The 25056-nt window shown below is 66.8% G+C and carries 17 protein-coding genes; 10 read left to right on the forward strand and 7 right to left on the reverse strand.

Translation table 11 applies throughout. The annotated features are described in order from the left end of the window. Positions 1 to 15: 15 nt before the first annotated feature. From FOB72_RS29125 to FOB72_RS29140, 4 genes are all read right to left on the reverse strand, one after another. Entirely contained in the window at positions 16 to 708 is a 693-nt protein-coding gene (locus FOB72_RS29125) for a phosphorylase (RefSeq protein ID WP_150376698.1), read from the reverse strand. 3 nt (positions 709 to 711) lie between these two features. After that, a complete protein-coding gene (gene shc, locus FOB72_RS29130) occupies positions 712 to 2724 on the reverse strand; it encodes a squalene--hopene cyclase (RefSeq protein ID WP_150376700.1) in 2013 nt (670 codons plus the stop codon). Between the two features lie 124 nt (positions 2725 to 2848). Beyond that, positions 2849 to 3700 (reverse strand): presqualene diphosphate synthase HpnD, encoded by an 852-nt coding sequence (gene hpnD / locus FOB72_RS29135; protein ID WP_150376702.1) that lies wholly within the window; start codon positions 3698 to 3700, stop codon positions 2849 to 2851. 192 nt (positions 3701 to 3892) lie between these two features. Next, positions 3893 to 4096: a cold-shock protein gene (locus tag FOB72_RS29140; RefSeq protein WP_011301065.1), complete on the reverse strand. Its 204-nt coding sequence runs from the start codon at positions 4094 to 4096 to the stop codon at positions 3893 to 3895. Between the two features lie 996 nt (positions 4097 to 5092). On the opposite strand from FOB72_RS29140, the gene FOB72_RS29145 reads away from it, so the two are divergent. From FOB72_RS29145 to FOB72_RS29185, 9 genes are all read left to right on the forward strand, one after another. Then, entirely contained in the window at positions 5093 to 7903 is a 2811-nt protein-coding gene (locus FOB72_RS29145; protein WP_223851820.1) for a bifunctional glycoside hydrolase 114/ polysaccharide deacetylase family protein, read from the forward strand. After that, entirely contained in the window at positions 7866 to 12068 is a 4203-nt protein-coding gene (locus tag FOB72_RS29150; protein WP_150376704.1) for a tetratricopeptide repeat protein, read from the forward strand. Before FOB72_RS29145 ends, FOB72_RS29150 begins: the two co-directional genes overlap by 38 nt. Before the next feature lie 52 nt (positions 12069 to 12120). Beyond that, on the forward strand, positions 12121 to 12672 hold the full coding sequence (locus tag FOB72_RS29155; protein WP_150376706.1) for a penicillin-binding protein activator LpoB: 552 nt from the start codon (positions 12121 to 12123) through the stop codon (positions 12670 to 12672). A 28-nt stretch (positions 12673 to 12700) separates the two neighbouring features. Next, positions 12701 to 14134: a PelD GGDEF domain-containing protein gene (locus FOB72_RS29160; RefSeq protein WP_150376708.1), complete on the forward strand. Its 1434-nt coding sequence runs from the start codon at positions 12701 to 12703 to the stop codon at positions 14132 to 14134. After that, positions 14127 to 15128: a lipopolysaccharide N-acetylglucosaminyl transferase gene (locus tag FOB72_RS29165; protein ID WP_150376710.1), complete on the forward strand. Its 1002-nt coding sequence runs from the start codon at positions 14127 to 14129 to the stop codon at positions 15126 to 15128. Before FOB72_RS29160 ends, FOB72_RS29165 begins: the two co-directional genes overlap by 8 nt. Further along, positions 15125 to 16714 (forward strand): GT4 family glycosyltransferase PelF, encoded by a 1590-nt coding sequence (gene pelF, locus FOB72_RS29170; protein ID WP_150376712.1) that lies wholly within the window; start codon positions 15125 to 15127, stop codon positions 16712 to 16714. The genes FOB72_RS29165 and pelF overlap by 4 nt, the downstream gene beginning before the upstream one ends. A gap of 1 nt (position 16715) precedes the next feature. Further along, positions 16716 to 18086, forward strand: a complete 1371-nt coding sequence (pelG, locus tag FOB72_RS29175) for an exopolysaccharide Pel transporter PelG (RefSeq protein ID WP_150376714.1) — start codon at positions 16716 to 16718, stop codon at positions 18084 to 18086. A 313-nt stretch (positions 18087 to 18399) separates the two neighbouring features. Further along, positions 18400 to 19098 carry a response regulator transcription factor gene (locus FOB72_RS29180; protein WP_150376716.1) on the forward strand — a complete coding sequence of 233 codons (699 nt, stop codon included), beginning with the start codon at positions 18400 to 18402 and terminating at the stop codon, positions 19096 to 19098. Further along, entirely contained in the window at positions 19091 to 20797 is a 1707-nt protein-coding gene (locus tag FOB72_RS29185) for a PAS domain-containing sensor histidine kinase (protein ID WP_150376718.1), read from the forward strand. The genes FOB72_RS29180 and FOB72_RS29185 overlap by 8 nt, the downstream gene beginning before the upstream one ends. 192 nt (positions 20798 to 20989) lie before the next feature. On the opposite strand, the gene FOB72_RS29190 is transcribed toward FOB72_RS29185, so the two are convergent. Then, on the reverse strand, positions 20990 to 22798 hold the full coding sequence (locus FOB72_RS29190; protein WP_150376720.1) for a sensor histidine kinase: 1809 nt from the start codon (positions 22796 to 22798) through the stop codon (positions 20990 to 20992). Continuing rightward, a complete protein-coding gene (locus tag FOB72_RS29195) occupies positions 22795 to 23541 on the reverse strand; it encodes a response regulator transcription factor (RefSeq protein ID WP_191002299.1) in 747 nt (248 codons plus the stop codon). The genes FOB72_RS29190 and FOB72_RS29195 overlap by 4 nt, the downstream gene beginning before the upstream one ends. Before the next feature lie 308 nt (positions 23542 to 23849). On the opposite strand from FOB72_RS29195, the gene FOB72_RS32330 reads away from it, so the two are divergent. Beyond that, the gene (locus FOB72_RS32330) at positions 23850 to 24221 is read left to right on the forward strand and encodes a transposase (RefSeq protein WP_191002300.1); all 372 of its coding nucleotides are present in this window, start codon (positions 23850 to 23852) and stop codon (positions 24219 to 24221) included. On the opposite strand, the gene FOB72_RS29205 is transcribed toward FOB72_RS32330, so the two are convergent. Further along, positions 24218 to 25051, reverse strand: coding sequence for a hypothetical protein (locus FOB72_RS29205; protein ID WP_150376726.1), 834 nt, complete (start codon positions 25049 to 25051; stop codon positions 24218 to 24220). The genes FOB72_RS32330 and FOB72_RS29205 overlap by 4 nt on opposite strands. Positions 25052 to 25056 lie beyond the last annotated feature (5 nt).

The following is a 25056-nucleotide window of genomic DNA, read 5'->3' on the forward strand; positions in this document are numbered from 1 at the left end:
GCCGAGGCTGGACGACTAGCGCTGGCCCGGTTGCGGGGCCGCGCCCAGTGCCGTGCCCGCCATGGCGCGGGCACGCGCCAGCGCTGCTTTCGCGGCCGCCGCGTCGCGGCCCAGCCGCATCAGCCCGCCAAGCTCCCACGGCGCCCTGAGCAGGCCCAGCAGGATGGCCCCGATATCGGTGCTGCCATCGGCTGCCATACCGGCCACGGCCAGCGGCGGCACCGGACGTTCGGCTGGATCGATCACGATGCGCAGCGCCGCGAACGGCAGCCCGCAATCGCGTGCCGCGCGCGCGGCGATATGCGATTCCATATCCACGGCCAGTGCGCCGCGCGTGCGATGCAGCGCGGCCTTGTCGGCCACCGTGGTCACCGCGGCATCCATGCCCGCGATCGGCCCCGACACCGAGTGTGGCAGCGCGGCGCGCAGCGCGTCATGCCATGCGGCGTCGCAGGGGAGCAATGTGTCCCCATCCTGTACCGATGCGGCGACGATCACGGCGCCGGGCTGCAACCGTGGTGCGAGCCCGCCCGCCACGCCGATGCTGATCACGCCGCGATGGGTGCCCGGTCGCCGTGCCAGCAATTCGGCCAGCTTTTCCTCGAGCCGACGGTCGCGAAATCCATGCAGCGTCGTGACACCGGGCCCCTCGGCGATGCGGGACTCGAACGTCATCCCGCTCACCGCGAGCACCGTGGCGTCCGTCATCTGTCACATGCCCCAGGTGAGGGCACCGTTGCCTTCGCGCTGCAGGTTGCGGAAACGCGCGATCGCCCACAGCGGGAAGAAACGTGCGTAGCCGTGATAGCGCAGATAGAACACGCGGGGGAAGCCGACCGCCGTGAAGCGTGCCTCGTCCCACAGGCCGTGCGAGGCCTGCGTACGCAGCAGATAATCGACGCCGCGCGCCACGGCTGGATGATGGCCCTTGCCCGCGGCCATCAGGCCGAGCAGTGCCCAGGCCGTTTGCGACGCGACGCTCTGCGCGTGCTCGTGGCCCTTGTATTCGAGCTTGTAGCTGTCGCCGTCCTCGCCCCAGCCGCCGTCATCGTTCTGGATGCCGATGAGCCAGCTGGCCGCGCGCTGGACCTCGGGCGCATCCGCGCCCATGCCTGCCGCGTTCAGCGCGCACAGCGCGCTCCACGTGCCATAGATATAGTTGGTGCCCCAGCGGCCGTACCAGCTGCCGTTGGCTTCCTGCTCGTCGAGCAGATAGCGCAGCGCGCGCGCCGAAGGTTCGCTCGTGGCGGGCATCTCGCCGATCTGGCACAGCAGCGCCAGACAGCGTGCCGAGACGTCGGCCGTGGGCGGGTCGAGCAACGCGCCATGGTCCGCGAACGGAATGTTGTTCAGATACAGATGGGTGTTCTCGGGCTCGAACGCGCCCCAGCCACCGTTGCTGCTCTGCATGCCGACCATCCATTCGCGCGCGCGCGCCACCGCCTCGTCGTAACGGTGCGTGCCTTCTTCCTTGTCGGCGCGATGCATCGCCAGGCCGACCACCGCGGTATCGTCCACGTCGGGGTAATGCGCGTTGCGGTACTGGAACGCCCAGCCACCCGGACGCACATTGGGCCGGCGCACGGCCCAGTCACCGATCAGGTCGAGCTCCTGCAGGGGGACGAGCCAGTCGAGGCCGCGCGCGGCGGCCGCGATCGCGCGCGGTTCGCGCGCTTCCAGCAGCGCGTGGGCCGCGAGCGAGGTATCCCATACCGGCGACAGGCACGGCTGGCAGTAGGCTTCGTCGGCGTCCTCGTCGATGACGAGCAGCTTGTCGATCGACTTGCGCGCGATCGCGCGGTTCGGATCGTCGGCCGGCACACCGAGCACGTCGAACATCATCACCGAGTTGGCCATGGCCGGGAAGATCGCGCCCAGGCCGTCCTCGCCATTCAGGCGTTCCACGGTGAATGCGCGCGCGCGTTCGATCGCGCGCTGGCGTGCGCTGCGAGGGAACAGCGGTTCGGCCGCGCGCACCACGACGTCCAGCGCGGTGAACACGCTGTGCCAGAAACGGCTCTGATGCGGCGCCTTGCCCGGCAGGCCCAGCGTGCGCGCGGGCTTGAGGAACAGTTCGTCGATGCCGATCTTGCGCGGGTTGCGCGCGCGGGGGCGCAGGCTGTTCAGCACCAGCAGCGGCACGATCACCGTGCGCGCCCAGTACGAAACCTTCGACAGATGGAACGGAAACCACTCCGGCAGCAGCATGATCTCCACCGGCATCATCGGCACCGCGCGCCACGGCATGACGCCGAACAGCGCGAGCATCGTGCGCGTGAAGACGTTGCTGGCCTCGGCGCCGCCCATCGCATGGATGGCCTTGCGCGCCCGCACCATATGCTCGGCCTGCGGGTCCTCGCCGATCATCTTGAGCGCGAAGTACGCCTTGACGGAGGCACTCACGTCCGCGGCGCCTTCATGGAACAGCGGCCAGCCGCCATCGGCATTCTGGATGCGGCGCAGGTATCGGCCGATGCGGCGCTCGAGTTCGAGGTTCGGCGTCTCGCCGAGGTAATGCACCATCAGCACATACTCGGCCGGGATCGTCGCGTCGGCTTCCAGCTGGTAGACCCAGTGACCGTCGGCCTGTTGCTGGTCCAGCAGCGCGTCTACGGCGCTGGCAATGCCGGCGTCGAGCGGATCCGGCAGCGCGGCGCGGACGGAGACGTCCGGGCGCGGCGGCGACTCGGTAATGGGGCGGGGTGACAATGCAGCCTGATTCATCAATTCGGGGCGGTACTTGCGATGGATGGGCAGCGACGCTTTTCAGCCGATCTCATCTGTATCGTTTTATCTGTGTGTCGGGTTGACAGCGGGGTTGACGGCGGATCTCGTGGCGGCGGGGCGGTCAGAAGAGCGTATGCCGCAGCAGGATCCAGACGAGCCGCGCCTTGGGCACGCGCACGCGCGCGCGCGGCGGGCGCCATCCGCGCGCCAGCAGGCGCGTCAGGATGCCGTGGTAGACGTCGAACATGATGCGCGGCGATTTCACGAGGCGCGACGGGCAGCGCGCCATGATCGCGGCCGAAGCGTCGTAATGCGTTTGCGCCTCGTGCGCCAGGGCGATGCATACGCGATCGATATTCGGATGGTCGATGACCTCGTTCGGCGTACCGCGCGGAATGCCGGCGGCCGCCAGGCCTTCCGCCGGCAGATAAAGCCGGTTGATGGCGGCGTCCTCGTCGATGTCGCGCAGGATATTCGTCAATTGCAGCGCGCGACCCAGATGGTACGACAGCTCGATGCCTGGCGCTTCCTCGAGGCCGAACACGCGCACGGCCAGACGGCCTACGGCGCTGGCCACGCGGTCGCAGTACAGATCCAGCGTCTCGGCGCGCGGTGCCTGGATATCGGCGACCACGTCCATGGTCATGCCGTCGATCACGTCGAGGAAGTCCTGCTGCTTGAGCCGGAATGCGCGAATCTGCACGTCGAGCGCGCGCAGCCGCGCGGGCGGGGTGCCCGCGTAGCAGGCGGCAAGGTCGGCGCGCCACTGCGCGAGCGCGTCGAGGCGCGCCTGCTCGGGGGCATCGCCGTCGTCGGCAATATCGTCCACCGCGCGGCAGAACGCGTAGATCTCGAACATGGCCTGCCGCTGCGAGGGCGGCAGGATGCGCAGCGCCGTATGGAACGAGCTGCCGGATGATGCGGCGGGCCCGGCAATGGGGCCGCCGGGCGAGGCGATGTCTGTACCTGCCACGGATTTCCTCGGCACGCGAATGGGATTGCCGCCAGGACGGCGCTGGATTTTGAGTCGGGCGATTATAGCAACTTCACCGTGGGGGCGCCTTTTGTGGCGAAAGTGCCATTTCCGGGGGCGATCGGCAAACAAAAAGGCCCCGCATTCGCGGGGCCCTTTCTTACGACCGAGGCCGAGATGGACAGACCGGTATCACACTGCCTGGATCTTCGTAGCCTGCTCGCCCTTCTGGCCCATGGCCTTCACGTAGCGAACCTTCTGGCCTTCCTTCAACGACTTGAAGCCTGCGCCCTCGATCGCGGAGAAGTGGGCAAACAGATCGTTGCCACCCGCGTCCGGGGTGATGAAGCCGAAGCCCTTGGCGTCGTTGAACCACTTGACAGTACCGGTTTCCATATTTCTATCCAACCTTGAATTTCAGATGAGCGTGATTGCCCGCCGCATGGTGCCGACTTGTTGCCGGCGAACACATCGACGAGCTGTTCGAAGCGGTCACGAAAGCCACAAAGAACGATGGCGAATAACGCCGGGAACGACTCGCTTGCGGGAATCATTCTGCCGGTTTTTTCCAAGGTGTCAATCAGCCAAAGCCCTCGCCCATGCAGAAAGTCGTTTACGTCTGTAAAGGACAGATATAAGGATTTTTGACTTCGAATCGGCTTTTGTCTGACATCCCGCCGATTAAATCGCTGGTAAGTATCGTTATCGTTGTCCGAACGGAGCGGGAAGTCATACAACGGTATGCCCCCAATCGCCGCGGACGCTTGCAAGATCTACCAAAAAGTTACGACAATAATTACCGATTGGGTCGCACGGCTCGGTTAGGGTTATCGGATATATGAAATTCCGACATAAGAATAGCCGGTCGATGTTGCCTAGGTTGCCAATGTTGGCAATCGGTGTTCGAAGGACTCATCCTCCTTTACTCCATCTTTCTTACTCCTTATGGACTATGGGCAGCGTTGCTGCGATGCCGCGACAATGACGCCCAACGACAAGGCCGCGAGACGATATACGCGCCACCGTGCCAATACCCGCGCCGCATGCACCTGCATGACGGGCGCTTTAGAGGAACCGGGGAACATCATGCATACCACGCAAAACCGGCGGATATCGTGCGTCCGCCGCGATCCTATTCGCCACAATTTTTGACAATCTGTTTGAAACGAATGGCCTAGCATCCTGCCTGCTTGCGCCACGACCGTTTTACGGTACCGTGTCGCCGAAGCCGGCATCAGGCTGGGTCAGCGCATCGTGAATGTCCGCAACGGGGTGGGCGTTCACAGCGAGATGCCGTAACAGAAAGAAGAAGCGGAACCGCCAGTGAAGCCAACAATCAGAACGGCCTGGGCGCGTCTGTGGTCGCGCCTTTCTTCCTGCTTTTCCCTTGCCATCGCGCTGTCCGCATTCGGGACCGGCGCAGCCGCGCAGGGTACGCTCGACATTGCATTCCACTATGGCGCCAAGCCGCCCGTGGATGCGCTACAGGCCTTCGATGCCGCGGTGGTCGAGCCGGATAGCGGGTTCGATCCGCGTACCGCCAACACGCCGCATACCGCGTGGTTCGCCTACGTGAGCGTCGGCGAGGTGCTGCCGAGCCGTGGCTATTTCAAGGACATTCCGGCTGGCTGGCTCAAGGGCAACAACGACGCCTGGCAGGCACGCGTGGTGGATCAGGCCGCCGACGGCTGGGCCGAGTTCTATGTGGAAAAGGTCATCGCGCCGTTGTGGGAGCGCGGCTACCGCGGCTTCTTCCTCGACACGCTCGATTCCTATCACCTGATCGCCAAGACCGACGCCGAGCGCGCGCGTCAGGAAGCGGGCATGGTCAAGGTGCTGCGCGCGGTCAAGGCACGCTATCCCGAAGCGAAGCTCGTGTTCAACCGCGGCTTCGAGATCCTGCCGCAGGTGCACGACCTCGCCTACGCGGTCGTGTTCGAATCGCTGTTCCGCGGCTGGGACCAGGCCGGTACGCGCTTTACCGAGGTCAGCGACAAGGACCGCGAGTGGCTGCTGAACCAGGCGCGTATCGTGCGCGAGCAGTATCGCCTGCCCGTGGTGTCCATCGACTATTGCCCGCCGTTCGACCGCAAGTGCGCGCGCGAGACGGCCCGCCGCATCTCCGCGCTCGGCATCACGCCCTATGTGACCGACCCCGGCCTGCAGACGATCGGTATCGGCCGCGTCGAGGTGATGCCGCGCCGCGTGCTCGTGGTGCAGGAGAGCGAGTCCGACGTGGTGATCGACGACACGGCCGGCGTGCGCTTCGTCTCGATGCCGCTGAACTACCTCGGCTACCGCGTGGAGTTTGCCGAGACGCGCGATCCGCTGCCGGAAATCGGACCCGACCGCTATGCGGGCGTGGTGGTCTGGCTCAACGGCAACGTGACCAAGGACCCCGGCCGCTTCTTCTCGTGGGTCGAGAAGCGCATCGCGCAAGGTGTGCCCGTGGTGTTCCTCAACGATTTCGGCGCGCAGGTGGGCGGTTCGCTCGCGCGCATGCTGAGCCTCAAGCCGGTGAAGGGCCGTGTGGCCGGCCCCGTGCAGATTGTGTCGCAGGACGCGATGATGGGCTTCGAGACGCCGGTGGCGCCGGACCGTACCGAGGCCATCTCGGTGCAGGTGCCCGACATGCCCGGTAACGCAGGCGGGCGCTCGCTGCTGCGCCTGAAGTCCGGCACGCTCACTTACGATGCCGCGGCCATCATGCCGTGGGGCGGGTATGTGATGGGCCCTTATGCGGTCCGCGAGAACACGGCCACGAACCAGGACCGCTGGGTCGTCGAGCCGCTGAAGTTCCTGACGGAAGCGCTGCGCCTGCCGCGCATGCCGGTGCCCGACACGACCACGGAGAGCGGCCGCCGCCTGCTGACCATCCATATCGACGGCGACGGCTTTGCGTCGAAGGCCGAGATTCCCGGCGGCGGCTATTCGGGCGAGGTGCTGTTCCGCGAGGTGTTCGACCGCTACAAGCTGCCGATGACCATGTCGGTGATCGAGGGCGAGGTGGGCAAGTCGGGCATGTATCCGAAGCTGTCGCCGGAACTCGAGCCGATCGCGCGCAAGATCTTCGCGCAGCCATACGTCGAGGTGGCGAGCCACACGTACTCCCATCCGTTCGAGTGGACGCGTACCGTGCAGCCGCAGCAGAGCAATGCTCGCTTTACCGAAGGCGACGACGACTATCACCTTGCGATCCCGGGCTACAGGCTGAGCCTCGACCGCGAGATCGGCGGATCGATCGACTATATCAACCGCGTGCTCGCGCCGCCGGGCAAGCCCGTGAAGATGCTGCTGTGGCCCGGCGACTGCCAGGCGCCGCCCGAGGCGCTGAAGCTGACCGAGCGTGCCGGCGTGCTGAACATGAACGGCGGCGACACGATGATCACGCGGAGCAATCCGTCGTGGACCGCGATCGCGCCGCTCGGCATCCACAAGGCCGAGAACACGTTCCAGGTGTTCGCGACGAACCAGAACGAGAATATCTACACGAACCTGTGGCATGGCCCGTTCTATGGCTTCGAGCGCGTGATCGAGACCTACGAGCTGACCGACAAGCCGTACCGGTTCAAGCCCGTGAACATCTACTACCACAGCTACTCGGGCACCAAGGCCGCGTCGCTGCGCGCGCTGCGCAAGGTCTACGACTACGTCCTCAGCCAGCCGCTGATGCCGATTCACTCGACCGACTACGTGCGCAAGGTGCTCGACTGGCAGACGATGGCGGTGGCGCGCGAACTCGGCGACGGCACGGGCGATGCGCCCGCGAACGGCGCGTGGGTCGTGCGCGGCGACGGCAACCTGCGCAATCTGCGCTGGACCGGCGAGGGCAAGCCCGACGTGGCCGGCGCGCGCGGCGTGACCGGCAGTTCGCCGGCGCCGGGTGGCGGCGTGTACGTCCAGCTGTCCGGCGGCGACGCGCGCTTCAACATGGCGGCGACGCCCACGACGGTCGTGCCGGAGATCGCCGAGGCGAACGGTCTCGTGCGCGACTGGAAGCGCGAGGGCGGTGTCACGCGCTTTACATTCGGCGGCTACTTCAAGCCCTTCTTCCGGCTCGCCAACGCCGGCCAATGCAGCGTGACGATCGATGGCAAGCCCGTGACGGGCGTGCGCGACCGCAATACGCTGCGTTTCGATCTTCCCGCGGTTACCGATCCAATCAATGTCAAGCAACCCGTCGAAGTCCGTTGCGCCGGTTGAGCGCGAGCGGCTCCTGCCGCCCGCGCTCGTGCTGACCTTCACCGCGATGGTGGGGATCGGCCTCGGCCTCATGTTTCCGCGCGAGACCCTGCGCGAGCGTCTGCTCGGCCAGGGCCGCACCGTCGATGGCCTGACCGTCGCCTACCTCGAGGCATGGTCGCGCGTCGCGCCCAATGACGTGAGCTTCATGGGTGTGCTGGCGGAACAGTATGCGCGCAGCGGCCGGCTCGACGACGCCGAGAAACTCCTCGACCGCATGCAGTCCGTGCAGGGCATCGACGCCTCGGGCCCGATCCTGCGCACGCGCATCGACATTACGCTGCAGCGCGCCTACGCGGCACAGCCGGACACGCCCGAGCGGGCCGAGCACATGGCGCACATGAAGTCGCTGCTCGAGACCGCGACCGGGGACCGCATGCTGGCGCGGTGGTCGCTGGCGGAGCTGCAGGGACTGGCCACGCAGGCCAGCCAGGCCGGCATGACCGATTCGGCCGGCAAGCTGTATCGGGCGCTGGCCACACGCGATCCCGCGCATGCGGACTTCTACAACAAGCAACTGGCGGGCATTGCGCTCGGCAGCGGCGATTATCGCGAGTCCGCGCGCGCGCTGTTCGACGCGCAGGCCCGCGCAGCCAATCCGGACGAGCAGCGCAAGCTGTTCCTGCAGGCGCTGCAGACGCTGCAGTCGGGCAATCTTCTGGAAGAAGCGCTGATCGAGGCGGACCGCCGTGGCGGCAAGCTGCTCGGTGATCCGGATGTGCTCCGCTACCTGACCAAGCTCGCGCTCGCGGCGAACCGTCCCGATGTGGCGGCACGCTATGTGGAGCGGCTGCTCAAGCTGTCTTCGCTCGGAACGGGCCAGCATCTGGCCGACGGCACCGTGCTCGGGCCCGTGGCCGCGCCGGTAGCCGACGCCCATGTCGTAGGTTCGCACGTCGTGCCGATGGCGGCGGCCGTGCGTCGCGTCTCCGACGCCGAGCCGTGGCTTGCGCGCAATTTCGTCTACCTCGACGGGCCGCGCGGCGTTGCGCGCCGCGAGGCGATGGGCGAGGACTTCGGTATCCGCAAGGTGGCCGACGAGCGTCCGGCGCAGGCCCCCGCCGCCGCGCAAGCTCCCTCGCAAGCGCAGGCCCAGGCGCAGGCCAAGGCCGATGTGGCGACAGCCACCGCCGAAGGCAAGCCGTTCAATCCCGACGACTATGAACTCGCGTACCGCGTGTTCCTCGCCGCAGGCAATCTCGACCAGGCCATGCGCGTCGCCCAGACCGCGGTGCAGAAGCTGCCGGGCCAGATGGTATGGCGCGAACGGCTGGCGCAGGTCGCGGAATGGAACCGCCAGCCGACGATCGCATTGCAGAACTGGCTCGAGTACGCACAGGCGACCAACGAGGAACGCGCGTGGAACAACGTGTTGCGCCTCGCGCCCGGTCTGTCCGACGATCGCGCCTACCTGGCGGCGCTGCGTCACCGCGCGACGCGCGGCGATCTCAAGACTGTCGACGAAGTGGTGGCCGCGTACGAGCGCCTGGGCGAGCCCGAGGCCGCGATGGCCTTCCTCGACAGCCTGAGCAACGGCCCCCATGCGCGCGAGGTGATGGAGCGCAATGCCGAACTGGCCGAACGCGCCGGGCAGGACGACCGTGCGTTCGCGCTCTACGGTCAGCTCGAACGCCGCTTCGGCGCCAGTCCGCAGTACGCGGTCAAGCGCGCGAACATGCTGTACGTCAAGGGCCGGCTCTCGCAGGCCATGGACGCGATGCTGCCGGCGCGCGCAAAGGCGGGCCCGAAGGACACGTTGTACTGGCGCACGTTCACGGAGCTCGCCAAGCTGACGCAGCGCGACGAACTGCTGCGCGATGCCTATCGACAGATGCTGATCTCGGTGGGACAGCCGCAGGACGCCGAGTGCATGAAGATGCCGGCCGGCGCCGCGCGCAACGACTGCCTGTCCGAGGTACGTGACACCGAGGAGGCCGACTTCTCGAACCTGATCGCGTATTACGACAAGACGCCGATCGATGCGGGGCGGATCGCGGAGGCGGGCTGGAACAAGCATCACAAGATGTCGCAGCTCGAGCTCGCGGTCTACTACTACACGCGCGCTCATGCATGGATTCGCCTGGAGCGCCTGCTCTCGGGCCTGACGCCCGAAGAGCGCCGCGAGGCCAATCAGTCCGCGCGCTTCGTGATGCGCCGCGCCGAGTACTACCGGGCCACGGGCCAGCGCGACAAGTCGCTCGCCGACCTGCGCCACGCGGTGAGCCTGCCCGACGCGGACAGCGAGACGTATGCGGGCCTGCTATGGGCGCTCGTCGATATGGGCACCGACGACGAAGTGCGCGCCGTGATGGCGCGCCTGCGTAACGAGGCCGAGGACGATCCGAGCCTGTGGGGCGCGTATGCGGCCGGCTCGATGCGTTTCCAGGATGGCCGCACCGCGCTGCATTACCTGCGCAAGATGGCCGTCGGCAAGTCGGCCGATCCGCTGTGGCTGGGCCTGGCCGCCGATGCCTACGAGGCCATCGGCCAGGACGACATGGCGTGGCGTATTCGCCGTCAGGCGTGGATCGACCTCCATCACAACTGGGCGCAGGGCGGTCTGAAGGGCGCGGAAGCGACCGACGACGAAGACGACGACAACGAAGAGAACGAGCAGGGCCTGCCGTCGCGCAACGAACTGCAGCGGCAGATGGTGTCGCTGGGCCAGACGTTCGCGTCCGGCGATGTGTCGCGGACGCTCGTCATCGAGATGCTGCGCCGCGACCGCGCGATCGTGGCCGCGCGCAATGCCTCGCCCAGCGACCCGAAGTCGCCCTCGCTGCTCGGCGACATTCCGGGGCTGCCGAAGCTCGAGGTCAAGCTGCCGACGGCGCTGACCGAGCGCGAACGCCGCCGCCAGAATGCGATTTCGGCCGAAAGCCGCGAGGTGGCCCTGGCGTGGGCGATGTCGTCGGAGTCGAACGAACTCGCGCGCGCGTGGCTCGCGCGGCAATACGTGCAGCGCTTCCAGCGTCCGGCGTATGCCGAGATCTCGATCGCGCTGGACAACAACGACCTGAATGCGCTGGACCGTATTCTGGAGCGCCAGGTCGGCCGTGTGCCGGTCGCGAGCCGGATCGAGGCCAACCGCGCGCTGGATCGCCTCGGTGCCGCGCAGACGCTCGCGTTCAACGCGCAGGATCTGGCGCGCACGGACGATGTGCTGCAGGACACGCTGCAGGATGCGCTGCTGTTCGACGCGCAGGCCATCGAGCCGCGCGTGACGTTCATGCACCAGAAGCCGCTGGAATACTTCGAGTACAGCCTGTCCGGCGGCGCGCGCCTGTGGGGCGGATACGCGCTGAACCTGCGCGGAACCTGGCGCGACCAGCGCTCGACGGATCCGACGCAGCTGGTCAACGTGCCCTCGCAGGACCGCCGCGCCGAACTCGCGCTGAACTATCGCGACTCGCAGAAGCGTTACCTGATCGGCGTGGGTCGCCGCGATGGTCTCGACAACATGACCACCGCGCGCTTCCTCGGCGACTGGAACCAGGATGGCCGCCTGACGTTCACGACGCTGGCCGGCTACAACCAGCAGGCCGACGAATCGCCTTACCTGCGTGTGGGCGGTGCCAAGGATACGTTCAGCCTCGGCGCCCAGTATCGCCTGAGCCTGCGGGAGTTCATCGGCGGGCGCGTCCAGTACGATCATTTCTACGGTCAGGACCGTACCGTGCTCGGCCACGGCATGGTGTACGACATCGAGGCCGGCTATCGCATCCGGACCTCGTATCCCGATTACACGGTGCGCCTCGTCGGCACGCATGCGAACTACAGCGCCAACGGCAATACGCTGTCGCCGCGGCTGCAGCGTCTGGTGCCGGCCGATGACGACGAGACCACGTCGTCGTTCTTCATGCCGCGCGGCTTCACGCAGGCAGGCGTGGTGTTCGACTTCGGCACCGAGCTGATCGACGACTACACCAAGAAATTCCGTCCGTTCGCGGAAGTGGGCCTGTTGCGCGACACGCGCGCGGGCCAGAACTTCCGCGCGCGCCTCGGCATTGCCGGCAGGGTGTTCGGTAACGACCACCTGTCGGTGTACTGGTCGCATGAAACCGCCGCCCGCAATGGCGGCACGCCGCTGACCGAAGTTGGCCTGCGCTACCGCTGGCTCTATTGAGCTGGCTATATTGATCACGATGAACGCTTTCAGCAGAAACAGGGAGATTGAGATGAACAAGCGGATGACGACTCGCATGGGACGCCTGGTGGCGTGGTGCGGCGCGCTCGGCGCGGCGCTGTGGCTGGGCGGCTGCGCGGTGACGGATGTGGGCCGCGCGCCCGCGATCGCGCGCGGCGATACGGTGGCGATGCTGCCGATCGTGAACTACACGGAAACGCCGCAGGCCGGCCTGCGCGCGGAAGCGATCACCGAGTCGCTGCTCAAGACCAACGGTATCGCCAGCGTCAAGCGCTACCCGGCCAGCCTGAACCCGGAAACGCTGTTCGAGCCGACGGAGCGCGAGTCGGTGGGCAAGGCCCTCGAGTGGGCACGCGGCGAGCGCGCGCGCTACGCGCTGACCGGCGCCGTGCAGGAATGGCGCTACAAGGTTGGCGTGGATGGCGAGCCGGCCGTCGGCATCTCGCTGCAGCTGATCGACGTGTCGAGCGGCGACGTGGTCTGGTCGGCCACCGGCAGCGACAGCGGCTGGAGCCGCGAATCGCTGTCCGGCACCGCGCAGAAGCTGCTGCGCCGCCTGCTGGCGCCGCTGACGCAAGGTTGATTCCGAATTGATTGCGAAGGGGACAAACGTGGCCAATTCCACGGCAAAGACCCGGCAGGGGCAGGGCATCGGGCTCGGCGGGCGCTATGCGCGCGTGCTGGCGCCCGCGGTGAGCGGCCGCGCCGCGGTGGTGGAACTCATCGTCATCATGGTGGTGGCGATGGCGATTACCTACGCGATGCTGCCGCAGAACCCGCTGCTGCTCGGCATGGGGTTCCCGTGGGCCTGGCTGCTGCCGCTGATTCTCGCGCTGCGCTACGGCACGCTGATCGGCGTGGGCGCCGTGCTGATGCTGCTCGGCGGCTGGTTCTTCTTCGACAACCTGCATGCGGGTACCGACCAGTTTCCGCGGCTGTTCTTCCTGGGCGGCCTGCTGATGGTGCTCGTGGCGGGACAGTTCGGCGATATCTGGGGCACGCGACTGGCCCGCGCACGCGCGGTCAATCGCTACCTCGATGAACGCCTCGCCGCGCTGACCAAGAACCACTATCTGCTGCGCATCTCGCATGCGCGGCTCGAGAACGATCTGCTGGCTCGCCCGACCACGCTGCGCGATACGCTGTCGCAGCTGCGCGCGGTGGCGCTGGAAGACATCGCGAAGTCGCACGGCTCGCGCGGCGCGCTCATGGGCGCGCAGCCGATGTTGCAGGTGGTGGCGCAGGCGTGCCAGGTCGAAGCGGCCGCGTTGTATGCGGTCGACGGCGAAACGGTGGCGACGCGCGCCTCGGCGAGCATCGGACCGACGTTCGATCTCGATATCGACGATCCGCTCGTGCGGCATTGCATCGACACGCGTTCGCTCGCGCATCTGCGTTCCACGGGTCTGCAGCAGGACGCGCAGACGCGTTACGTCGCCGTGGCGCCCGTGCTGGCCGGCTCGGACCATCTGATCGGCGTGCTCGTGGTCGAGCGCATGCCGTTCCTGTCGCTGACGTACGAAAACCTGCAGCTGCTGATGGTGCTGATGGGCTACTACGCCGACGGCGTCGAACACGCGCCGGCCACGCACAGCATCCAGACGCTGCTGCCCGCCTGTCCGTACCCGTTCGCGCTCGACTATGCGCGCCTCTCGCGCCTGCGTCGCGAGACCGGTATCGAGAGCTCGGTGGTCGCGCTCGTGTTCGACCTGGACGAAGCGCGCGATGCGCTGTTCGAGCAGGTCGTGCGGAGCCGCCGCGCGCTCGACGTGGCATGGCCCGTGCGCAGCCCGAGCCATCGCGCGATGCTGACGCTGATGCCGCTGTCGGACAGCGCGGCCGTGTCGGCCTACCTCGTGCGGATCGAGGACATGCTCCGCGCGCAGTTCGGCGTGGACTTCGCGACCTCGCATATCGCGGTGCATAGCCTTTCCGTGCCGGCCGCGGGTGCCGAGGATGCCCTCGTCCGCCTGCTCCAGCGCTGCCAGCTCGGCGACGGCGCGCTGACGCCCGCGAGCATCGAAACAGGCCAGGCCAATGTTTAAGTTCGCCATCGGCGGCACCGCCGCCCAGATCGCCGCGCTAGCGCTGCTGTTCCGGGGCGTGCTGGGCGGCACGCAGACCGACACCGGTCTGCTGCTGTCGTTCCTCGGCCTGCAGGCCATCGCGGCGCTGCTGCTCGGCTTCGCGCTGTACCTGCTGCTGCCGCGCCGGTTTCGCGTGCCGTTCGGCTGGACGTATGCGTACCTCACGCTGTTCAGCTTCTTCATTCCGCTGGGTGGCACGCTCATCTGCCTGGGCAGCCTGCTGTTCGCCAAGCTGTTTCCCGGCAAGTACGATGCCACGGGCATCGCATCGGTGACGCTGCCCGAGTTCGTGACGCATCTGATCCAGCGCGTCACGCACGGCGGCGGGGCGCGGTTGCGCGCGCAGCTCGGCAACACGCGCGCGCCGCTGCCTGAGCGCATGACCGCGCTCGTGGCGATGCAGTCGATGCCCGCGCGTACCTCGAGCCCGGTCTTGCGCGAACTGCTGGCCGACAGCACCGACGATATCCGCCTGCTGGCCTACGGCATGCTCGATGGCGCCGAGAAGCAGCTGACGCAGCAGATCCTTGCCGAGCTGCCGCGCCTCGAGAGCGCGGAGAGCCCGCAGGCCCGCGGCGAAATCAACAAGCGTCTGGCCGACCTGTACTGGGAACTGATCTACCAGAACCTCGTGCAGGGCGACGTGTACCGGTACACGGCGAGCCAGGTCGAGCGCTACGCCAGCGCGGCGCTCGAAACGCAGCCCGACAACGCTTCGCTGTGGTACATGCGCGGCCGCCTGGCGCTTACGCGCAATGCGCCGGCCGAGTCGCGCGAATGGCTGGAGCGTGCCGAGTCGCTCGGCTTTCCGCGCGACCGCGTGCTGCCGCTGCTGGCGGAAGCCGCCTATCTCGAACGCGATTACGCCGCCGTCCGCAAGCTGATGACGGCATTCGACAGTCCTTCGCCGCTCCCGCTGGTGCGGCCCCTGCTGCGGTACTGGCAATCATGAGCGAGATTCTGGTCAAGGGCGATTCCGCCGACGTCATGCTGCTGCTCGAGGGGACGTTCCCCTATGTGAGCGGTGGCGTGTCGAGCTGGGTCAATCAGATGATCCGGGCGTTTCCGGATATCCGCTTCGGCATCGTCTTCATCGGCAGCCGGCGCGAGGACTATGGCGACATGGCCTACACGTTGCCCGACAACGTGGTCCATCTGGAGACGCACTTCCTGTACGACTTTCCGCCGCCGCCGCTGGTCCATGGCAGCGCCGGCGATGCCAAGGCATTCGCACGTTCGGACGAGCTGCACGAGATGCTGCGCGAGCCCGGCAACGAGGCGCGCGCGGGCGAGCTGATCCGCGAACTGATGCCCGCGCTGCGCGAGGGCGGGGCGCTGTCCGAGGACGCGTTCCTCTACAGCAAGCGCGCGTGGCAGACGATCACCGATCAGTACCGCCGTTTCTGCACGGACCCGTCGTTCACCGACTATTTCTGGACCATCCGCATCATGCACAAGCCGCTGTGGCAGCTCGTGCGGATCGCGGACAACCTGATTCCGGCCAAGGTCTATCACACGGTGTCCACGGGCTACGCGGGATTCCTCGGCGCGATGCTGCGTTACCGCAATGCGCGGCCGCTGCTCGTCTCGGAACACGGCATCTACACGAAGGAACGCAAGATCGATCTGTTCCAGAGCCAGTGGATCCGCGACAACCGCAACGTGTTCGAGCGCGATATCTCCCAGATCAGCTACTTCCGCGAGCTGTGGGTGCGCTTCTTCGAGACGCTGGGACGGGTCTGCTACGACGCGGGCGACGAGATCGTCGCGCTGTACGAGGGCAATCGCCGCCGACAGATCCAGGACGGCGCGCGCGCCGAGCGCACGCGCAATATCCCCAACGGCATCAACCTGCCGCGGCTGGCGGCGCTGCGCGAGAAGCGCGCGCCCGGCGTGCCGCCGGTGCTCTGCCTGATCGGCCGTGTGGTGCCGATCAAGGACATCAAGACGTTCATTCGCGCGATGCTGACGGTGGTGCGCGAGTATCCGGAAGCGGAAGGCTGGATTGCCGGCCCGGAGGATGAAGATCCGGAATACGCGCGCGAATGCCGCAGCCTGGCCGAGTCGCTCGGCCTTGGGGACAAGGTGAAGTTCCTCGGCTTCCAGCGCATCGACGAACTGCTGCCCAAGGTCGGCGTGATGGTGCTGAGCTCGATCTCCGAGGCGCTGCCACTGGTCGTGCTCGAAGGCTTTGCCGCGGGCGTGCCGTGCGTGACGACCGACGTGGGCTCGTGCCGCGAGCTGATCTTTGGGCTTCCCGGCGAGGATGCCGATCTCGGCGCCGCCGGCGGCGTCGTGCGTATTGCCGATCCGGCCGCGCTGGCGGAAGCGTCGCTCGCGCTGCTGGCCAACCCGACGCGCTGGCAGGACGCGCAACGGGCGGGCATCGCGCGCGTGGAGCGCTACTACACGCAGGAACGGATGGTCGGCAGCTATCGCGAGCTCTACAGCACGCTGATGGACAAGCCGGACCACGGCAAAGACAGCCCGGGCGGTAGCGGCAATCCCGCCCGCTGCCCGGTGCACGGAGGACACTGACATGGCCGGCATCGGTTTCGAGTTGCGCAAGATGCTGCGTCGGGACAGCCTGACGGGCATGCTGAGCGCCTATGCCTACGCGGGCGTCATCAGTTCCGGCCCCTGGGTGCTGTCGATCGTCGGCATTCTGCTGATCGGTCTGCTGTCCATCGGCTTCGTCGTGCCGGGGCTGCTGATCACGCAGTTCCAGGTGTCCGTGACGTACCTGATAGCGGTGAGCCTGATCCTGACCGGGCCCATGCAGCTGTCGTTCACGCGGTTCACGTCGGACCGGCTGTTCGAGCGCAAGGACCACCTCGTGCTGTCGAACTTCCACGCGGTGGCGCTGCTGGTGACGGTACTGTCCGGCGCGATCGGCGTGGGCTGCGCGGTGTTCTTCTTCACCGAGCAATCGGTGCTGTACCGGCTGCTGATGGTGGCGGGCTTCGTGATCATGAGCAACATCTGGATCGCGGTCATCTTCCTGTCCGGCATGAAGCAGTACAAGGCGATCGTGTGGACGTTCCTGATCGGCTACGCGATCACCGTACTTGCGGCGCTTGCGCTGCGCGGCCGCGGGCTCGAGGGCCTGCTCGGCGGCTTCGTCATCGGCCAGCTGTGCCTGCTGGTGGGCATGATCACGCTGATCTACCGCAACTACACGAGCCAGCGGTTCATGTCGTTCGAGGTATTCCAGCGCAAGAACCTGTATCCGAGCCTCGTGATCATCGGCCTGCTGTACAACCTCGGCATCTGGCTGGACAAGTTCATGTTCTGGTACGCGCCGTCCACGGGCCAGCAGGTCGTCGGTCCGCTTCACGCGTCCATCATCTACGACATTCCGGTCTTCCTGGCCTACCTGGCCATCATTCCGGGCATGGCCGTATTCCTCGTGCGGATCGAGACCGATTTCGTCGAGTACTACGATGCGTTCTACAACGCGGTGCGCGGCGGCAGCTCGCTCGAGCATATCGAGGACATGCGCAACACGATGGTCCAGACCATCCGCCTTGGGCTGTACGAGATCGTCAAGGTGCAGGCCATCGCGGCGCTGGTGCTGTTCGTGATCGGGCGCTGGGTCCTGTCCGTGCTGGGCATCTCCGAACTCTACCTGCCACTGCTGTACGTGGACGTGATCGGCGCGAGCCTGCAGGTGGTGCTGCTGGGCGTGCTGAACATCTACTTCTATCTGGACCGCCGGCGCGAGGTGCTGCTGCTGACCGGTACGTTCGTGGTGCTCAACTTCGTCCTGACGCGGCTGACGCTCGAACTGGGTCCGGCCTGGTACGGTTACGGCTTCGCGGTGTCGCTGCTGCTGGTCGTGGCGCTGGCGCTGTACCTTCTGGATCGCAAGCTCGACCGCCTCGAGTACGAAACCTACATGCTGCAGTAACAATGGTGTGCCCGGGCGCCGCCCCCTTGCGCCCCCCCGCCAGCCCCAACGCCCGCGCCAGCCGCGGGCGTTTGCTTTTCGGCATGGGAATTGCTGCACGGCGTTTTGCGGGCCCGGCTCGCGCGCCACCTTTCGAATGGCTTACACCGTGCCGCGCCGGGCGCGGTTCCGGCGCGGTTGTGCAACAGAACGCCGCCGAATGTCCGCTTGGCCGCGCCCCAGGGTCGACTTGCGGTGCCGCGATTAGGTAACATGAGCTTCATGACTTGGCCGTGCCCGCCAGAGAGAGGCAGCAGTAACGCAAAGGGATGTCATGAGAATCGCGTCAGTCGAGGACGACGAGAGTCAGGCCGAGCAGATCCGTACGCTTCTCGATGAGGCGGGCTTCACGTGCACGAGCTTCGCGACGGGGTCCGCTTTCCTGCGGGCGCTGCGCGACCAGGTGTTCGACCTGCTGGTCATCGACTGGCAACTGCCCGATATGAGCGGCTACGAGGTCGTGAGCTGGGTGCGGCAGCAGTCGGGCCGCCTGCCGCCCGTGCTGTTCGTCACGAGCCGCGCCGAAGAGAGCGACATCGTCGCGGGGCTCGCGGTCGGCGCCGACGACTATATGGCCAAGCCGATCCGCCCCGGGGAACTGGTCGCGCGCGTGCGCGCGCTGTTGCGCCGCGCCTATCCGGACGCGCAGCAGGAGCAACTGATCCGCCAGGGCGTGTACGTGCTGGATGCGCGGGCGCGCGCCATCACGCTGGCGGGCGAAGCCATCGAGCTGTCGCCACGCGAATTCGATCTCGCCCTGTTCCTGTTCCGCAATATCGGCAGGCTGCTGTCGCGCGATGTCGTGGAGCAGGCCGTGTGGGGCCGCACGATGGATGCCGGCTCGCGCACGCTGGACACGCATATCTCGCGCCTGCGCATCAAGCTCGCGCTGCGCCCGGACAACGGGGTGCGGCTGACTTCCGTCTATTCGCACGGCTATCGGTTCGAGGAGGCGGGGAGCGCCGATGCTTGACCCGGCGCGATTCCGGCAGCGCACGTTGCTCGAATGGGGGCTGCTGGTTGCCGTCGTCACGCTGGCCATGGGCGCGTCGGTGCACTTCAACTGGAGTGCGCGCGTGGACCTCGCGATCATGGATGTCGCGGTGGTGCCGCGCCTGCATGCCGCCGAGGAGGACGGCGGCATCGATGCCGTCGGCACGTTGTGGTTCTGGTGCGGCACGCTCGTACCCGTATGGCTCGCGGCATTCGCGGCATTGCGGCTCACGCCGCGCGGCGCGCTGATCTCCACCATGCTGCTGATGGCCGCGCTGGTCGGCGCGAGCGTGGCCGGTGTCGCGCTCGCCGACGTCTGGTTCGCACCCGCCACGGGCTTGTTCGGATGTCTGTTGTTCTATCCGCTCTGGAGCTGGCGCCGTCAGGAAGCCGCGTTGCGTTTCCTCAGCGCCGAAGTCGAGCGCCTCTCCCGCGAGCCCGGCCTGCATCCCGTCCGCCAGTCGCATGACCGCACGCTCGATGGCAGCATGCAGGCGGTGTATGGGATGACCGCGCAGCTGCGCGACATGCGGCGCTTTCTCGCCGATGGCCTGGAAAGCCTGCCCGAGGCCACCGTGATCTGCGATGCCGATGGCGTCATCCTCGTCGCCAACCGGCGCGCGGTGGCCCTCGTGCCAGCCGTGCTGTCGGGCATCAACGCGCGCGATGCGCGCGAGTCTGTCGATGGGCTCGATCCGCCGGCGCTGCCCGATGTCATCGAGTCGCTGTTCCCGGTACCGGGACCGGGGCTCGCGTACTGGGACGCGTTGTGTGCGACGCTCGAGGACCATGCGCCGGTGGTGTCGTCCGCCGATTCGCAGGGCGTGGAGCTGGCCACCGAGAGCGATCGCCGTTACCTGTTGCATGGCGCCGCGCTGCACGGCGAGACCGGACGACCCGCGGGGGCCATCGTCAGCTTTATCGACATCACCGCGGTGCGCCGTGCCGAGCGGCAGCGCGAACAGACCATGCACTTCCTGTCGCACGACATGCGTTCGCCGCAGGCGTCGATCCTCGCACTCCTCGATTTGCAGTCGCGACCCGATCGCGCATTGCCGCAGGCCGTGCTGCTCGCGCGCATCGGCGAACTCGCGCATCGCACGCTTGCACTGGCCGACGATTTCATCCGCCTTGCGCAGGCCGAATCGCAGACGCTGTCCTTCACGCCCGCCGATCTGCAGGGGCTGATCCTCGATGCCACGGACGAACTATGGGCGCTGGCGAAGGCGCGTGGCATCGAGCTGCGTCTCGACCTCGAACCCGATTGCCCGCCGTTGCGCGTCGTGCCGGCATTGCTCGTCCGCGCGATTGCCAACCTCGTCAGCAACGCGATCAAGTTCAGTCCGGCAGGACATCCGGTGACCGTGCGCCTGCGCCGCGGGCGCGGACATGTCGCCGTCGAGGTCGTCGACGAGGGACCGGGCATCGCGCGCGCCGATCAGGCGCGGCTGTTCCGGCCGTTCAGCCGCGTGCACGATGCCGCCGGCACCGAGGGTCCCGCGGGCAGCGGTCTTGGCCTGGTGTTCGTGAAGACCGTGGCCGAGCGTCACGGCGGCCGCGTGACCGTGCAGAGCGATGTGGGCCGCGGCGCGACGTTCGCCATTCTGCTGCCGGTTCGTGGCGAACCGACGCCCGAAGACGCGCATCCGGTGGGCGGCCGCACCGACACGGTGAGCTGACGCGCGGGACTTTCAACGCGCGAGATATCGCTCTCGTTGACATGTGTGAGGCTGCGCGCATTGGTTCCCGCGCTGACACAATTGTTGGCAATCGGTTTGCCCGAACTTCCCTAACATTCAGGCGCTGCGGACACCGCATCCGTAGTTTTTTGTGCCCGCGCCAGCCCGTCAAGCAGTTCTGGCGCGGGCACGTTATTTCACCGGCAGTACGATGGTGAACGTCGTGCCGACCCCCACCGTCGATCTGCATCGGATCTGTCCCCCCGCCTTCCTGACCGCCGCGCGCGCGAACGCCAGACCCAGACCGTTTCCGCTGGCGGGCGCGTCGCCGATCGCGGCTGTCGTCGCAAACCGCCGAAAGCGCTTGAAGATATGCGGCATGTCCTGCGGCCGGATGCCCGGCCCGCGATCGGCGATCGTGATCTCCACATGCCGGCGTGTCCGCCTGATACCGCATCGCACCGTGTCATGGCCGGGGCCATATTTGATCGCGTTGTCGAGCACGTTGAGGATCGCGCGAAACAGGCTGTCCGGCTCCGCGCGCACGGTGTAGGCCCGTCCCTCCGACGCTATCGACTCATCGGGCTGCAGCGTGATGCCGCGCTTCTGCGCCGCGACGGTCAGCGCGTCGATGGCATCGAGCAGGATCCCGTAGGCATCCACATCACTGGGCCGGTACTTCAGCACGTGCAGCTCGCTGAGCTGGACGAAATCATCGACCATCTTGAGCGTGCGGCGCGCGTGGGCCTCGATCTTCGCGAACAGGTCGGGCGTGGTCCGGTACGTCTCTGTAGTACGCGCCATGTCCAGCAACGCAAGGATGGAGGCCTGCGGGGAGCGCATATCGTGCGACAGGCTCGTCATCATCGCTTCCCGATGTCCCGCGAGCGTCGCGGCGCGCGGTCCCGCCAGCGACAGCAGCCCGCGCGCAAGGCCCTCCAACGGCGACACGTAGTGCCCGCGGAACAGCGTCAGCACGCCCGCCAGCGCGGCAAGGATGAGCCCGCTCACCACCGTGATGACGACCAGCGTATCTTCGTGGCGCGCGATATGCGCGTCGAGCTGTGTGGTAGCCGGTACCAGCGTGGCGTCGCGGAATCGCGCGATGGCGTCGGTCCCCTGTCTGTAGGCGGCGACGAAGTCCGCAGGCTGCACCGTCTGATGCACCGTGCGCTCGCCCGCATCGATCAGTTGCCGCGCATACATGTAGGCGTTGTGGAAGTACTCGTCGGTCACGGCGTCCGCGCTCGCCTGCAACTGCCCGCGATACGACTTGGTAACCATGCGCAGCGCGATCAGGTCGCGCAGCTGCATGACGCGGCCTTCCATGATCGCGATGCGTTCCCGATCGTCGCGCGTCAGGTGGCGGCCCATGACCAGTGGTTCGATCAGCAGCGAACCGAACCGCACCGCGTACTCGCGCATGTCCGCGACGATGCGCGCGAGGTGCAGCGGCTGCGCGGCGTCGGCATTGAATTCGGCGATGATCAGCGTGCATTGATTCAGCATCAGCTGGAACGGCTCGTTCGCCGCAATCATCCCGTGAATCGCATCGAGTGTCGCGCCGTGGACGCGCTGCAGCCGCTCGTCGGCATGCAATCTGTCCATCGCGGCGCGGGCTGGCACCAGCCGCGTGCGCACGAGCGCCATCGATGCGGCAAGGCTCGCACAGCGCGTGCAGCTGGTGCGGTCGAGTACGTGCTGGATGTTGCGCAGGCGTTCGTTCGTCACACTCCGCGCGAGTGCAAGCTGCTCGCGCCGCTGCACGGCCTGCTCGGGCGAGAGGCGGCCCAGTAGCGCGGTGCTGGCCTGGCGTTCGATCGACGCGGCTTCATAGGTCTGCAGAAGCGAGACGAACAGCGTCATCGCCTCGCGCGCCTGACGCAGCCGCGTGTAGTGCGCCAGCTCGTTCTGGATCGACCACACGATCGGCAGGCTGGACAGGCCCAGCACCATGATCCCCAGCAGCCAGTAACTGCCGGGCGTAGGCAGGCGGATCACCGCGAGGCGTCGCCGAAATGCGGATCGGGCGGCGGCAGCTCGCCGGCATGCGTCTGCGCGATCTCTAGCCGATAGCCGTGATTGTAGAGAGAGACGACGCGCAGTCCGTTCTCGGCGCGCAGCCCGAAACGCACGCGCAGGTTGCTGATATGCGCGTCCAGCGTGCGGGACTGCACCGTGTGGTTGCGGCCCCATACGGCGACGTGCAGACGCTCGCGCGAGACGATTTGACCCGCGTTCTCGAACAGCTCCCACGCGAGCGCGAATTCGGTGGCGGTGAGGTGAATGTCCTGCATGCCGCGCCGCGCGGCGCCCGAAACGCGGTCGAGCACGAACGCGCCGATGGTGATGCTCGACTGCGGGTCGTGTCCCTTGCGGCGCGTGGCCGACTCGATGCGCGCCAGCAGTTCGTCGCGATCCACGGGCTTTCGCACGAAGTCGTCCGCGCCGGAGCGGAGCGCGGTGGCGACATCGCGCCCTTCGTTCTTCTGCGTAAGGATGATGACGGGCGTGGCGCGGTGATGCCGCATCCTGGCCCAGGCGAGCACATCGATGCCGGACATGTCGGGCAGCATCCAGTCGAGGATCAGCACGTCGAACTTCTCTGTCTGCAAAGTGCGAATGAACGCGCGGCCCGTGCTGAACGTCGCGACATCGTGATTCGCGCCGTTCAACCATCGCGAGATCATGCTTGCCTGCACGGCGTCGTCTTCCAGCAGAGCGATATAGAGCCTGCCCCGCATTGAGCCTCCAGTGAGTGTCGATGGTGTGCTGCGCGAGTTTAACCAGAGCGGATGCGATTCTCCACATCGCGACTGTATTAGATGGTCACAGGCGCGATGCTGAAACATCAAGGTGCGTCAAGAATGACGATCGCTCCCCTCGTGGCCCGCATAGTGAAGCGGGACGTTCGTCGACCCGCGACGAAAGCCTGTCGGCGAGACGTCCTGTCGAGCGAGAGGGGATTTGGGGCCATGGCGACATGGCCTCCTTTTTTGAGTCCATGTCGCCATGGCCTCCTTTCATCTGCCACTACAAGGGAAATACGAACATGAATGAGGGAATCGTGGACGATGCACTCTGGGCACGCATCGCGCCGATCGTGATGCCATTCAGCAAGCCTCAGGCAGCGCGCGGCGGACGCGAGCCGGTTTCGGATCGCGCGGCGATCACGGGCATCCTGTACGTGTTGCGGACCGGCATTCGCTGGAATGCGCTGCCGCGCGATCTCGGGGTGGGCTCCGGGGTCAGTTGCTGGCGCCGCCTGCGTTACTGGCAGAGCATCGGCGTCTGGAGCATGGTGCAGGAAGTGCTGGGCGACAGCCTGCCGCAGGACGAGCAGGTGGACTTCTCGCGCACGCGGCGCGGCCGCAGGCTGTCCGAGAAAGACGGGGCCGCTCTCGGCCCCGGCGGCAACGGCTAGCCATCCACCATCCATGACGGTACCGGCTTGGTTTCGAAGTCCCGGATCACGGTGCCCGCATGATTGGTATGTACCGTCAGCATCTGGAATACCTGGCCACCGGTACTCGCATCGCCAACGGAGATCAGCGCCGCGAACTCGAGTTCGCCGGCGCCCACCTTCTTGCGGCCGATCAGCATGGCGAGCCGAAGGATATGGAGCGGCACGAAGGTATCCGGCCGGTCCATCTGCTCGAGCGCGCGTTGCGCGAGCAACAGCGGCGCGCTCCCCAGCTCGGTGAAGCGACGCCGCAACGCCGCGCGCGAGTCCTTGCCCAGCAATGCGCCGTATCCCCAGTTTCCGGCGCGCGTACGCGCGCGGACGCCGGGCTGCCATAGCTCTCCCATCACAAGCCGGGTTTCATTCGGGTCCGAGGGGGGCTCGTCGCCGCGCAGGCGCCAGATCTTGGCGGCCTGTCCCAGCAGGTCGAGCGCATAGCCGATCTGGCCGAACACGCGCTGGTAGCCGACGATGCAATCGATGTCGTCGTCGCAGACGGCAACGGCGTCGCGCGGCACGCTGGGATGACGAAGCTGGAAGCGACTCGGAGAGCCGGGGTACTTGCCGGACCAGGCGCGGGGCCTGTCCTCGTGTTCCGGGGGTCGGATGGACATTGGGTGGGTACTGGAAAGATAAGGGCGCGCGGCGATTGTGCGGCCACGCCATGCCCCGCCGATCGTCGCCGACACTTCTTTGCCTTTGCGCGGATCGTTCCCCACCTCAATTTTTCTCAAGGTTGCGAGTTCGCGGCGCGCGCGCCCTAAGCTTTCCGCCGTGAACATGTAGGACATGGCTG

The organism is Cupriavidus pauculus (genome assembly GCF_008693385.1).
GTDB lineage: Bacteria > Pseudomonadota > Gammaproteobacteria > Burkholderiales > Burkholderiaceae > Cupriavidus > Cupriavidus pauculus_D.